This window comes from Pseudomonas sp. R62, from assembly GCF_000257605.1.
Lineage (GTDB): Bacteria > Pseudomonadota > Gammaproteobacteria > Pseudomonadales > Pseudomonadaceae > Aquipseudomonas > Aquipseudomonas atacamensis.
Map to the genome: position 1 here is coordinate 1 of NZ_AHZM01000883.1, position 1,099 is coordinate 1,099.

1 protein-coding gene and 1 pseudogene are annotated in these 1,099 nt (G+C 66.1%); both read left to right on the forward strand.

The window, feature by feature from the left end:
• The first annotated feature begins 71 nt into the window (after positions 1–71).
• Positions 72–1,037 (forward strand): thiamine-phosphate kinase, encoded by a 966-nt coding sequence (thiL, locus tag OQK_RS00845; protein WP_016770695.1) that lies wholly within the window; start codon positions 72–74, stop codon positions 1,035–1,037.
• Positions 1,034–1,099: pseudogene (locus OQK_RS29815) on the forward strand (phosphatidylglycerophosphatase A); the annotation flags it as partial. The gene thiL and the pseudogene OQK_RS29815, both read left to right, overlap by 4 nt.

Sequence of the window (1,099 nt, forward strand, 5' to 3'; positions counted from 1 at the left end):
CCCCGCGCCTGCGTGAAGCTGAAGTGAAGGCGTTCAAGCGCTGATCGGCGCTTGAATACTTTTTCTCGGCCATGGGCGAGTTTGAGCTGATCCGCAATTTCTTCGCCGCCGCGCCTTGTGCGCAAGGCGGCGAGGGCGTTGCTTTGGGGATCGGCGACGACTGCGCCTTGCTGGCAGTTCCCGTTGGGGAGCAGCTGGCGGTTTCCACCGATACGCTGGTGGCCGGTGTGCATTTCGCCGACCCCTGCGATCCGTTTCTGCTCGGTCAGCGCTCGCTGGCCGTCGCGGTCAGTGACCTGGCCGCCATGGGCGCCGCGCCCGTTGCCTTCACCCTTGCCCTGACCTTACCGACGGTAACTGCCGATTGGCTGCAAGCCTATGCCCGGGGTTTGAACCGCATGGCGCAAAGCTGCGGCGTCGCGCTGGTCGGCGGCGACACCACGCGCGGGCCGTTGAGCCTGACGGTCACCGTGTTCGGCCGCCTACCCGCTGGCCAGGCCTTGACCCGCAGCGGTGCGCAGGCCGGTGATCTGCTCTGCGTCGGCGGCGAACTGGGCAATGCAGCCGGCGCCTTGCCGCTGGTTTTGGCCCAACGTGATGCCGAAGCGCATATCGCCCAGCCGCTGCTCGAGCATTACTGGTCGCCGCAGCCGCAACTGGCCCTCGGTCAGGCCCTGCGCGGCAAGGCCACGGCGGCACTGGATATCTCCGACGGCCTGCTCGCCGATTGCGGGCATATCGCGCTGGCGTCGAAGGTGCGACTTGAGATTGAACGCGAGCGTGTACCGTTGTCGGATGCTTTAGTCGCGTTTCTCGGTCAGCGCGGTGCCGAGCGCGCGGCATTGAGCGGTGGTGATGATTACGTACTGGCCTTCACCTTGCCGTCCGCCGAGTTGCCGGCACTGTTGGCCGACGGCTGGCCGATCCATGTGATCGGGCGAGTGCTGCCGGGCCAGGGCGTGCTGCTGCTGGACCGCGACGGGCACGACATCACTCCGCAGATTCGCGGCTACCAACATTTTCAGGAGACACCGTGACAGATCACCCGAAACAGGTCCCTGCCGAATTCGTGCCTCCCTCGGTCTGGCGCAATCCGTGG

Bases quoted from the DNA above. Each gene is read 5' to 3' on its own strand.
- thiL (WP_016770695.1), top strand. From the start codon at position 72: ATGGGCGAGTTTGAGCTGATCCGCAATTTCTTCGCCGCCGCGCCTTGT.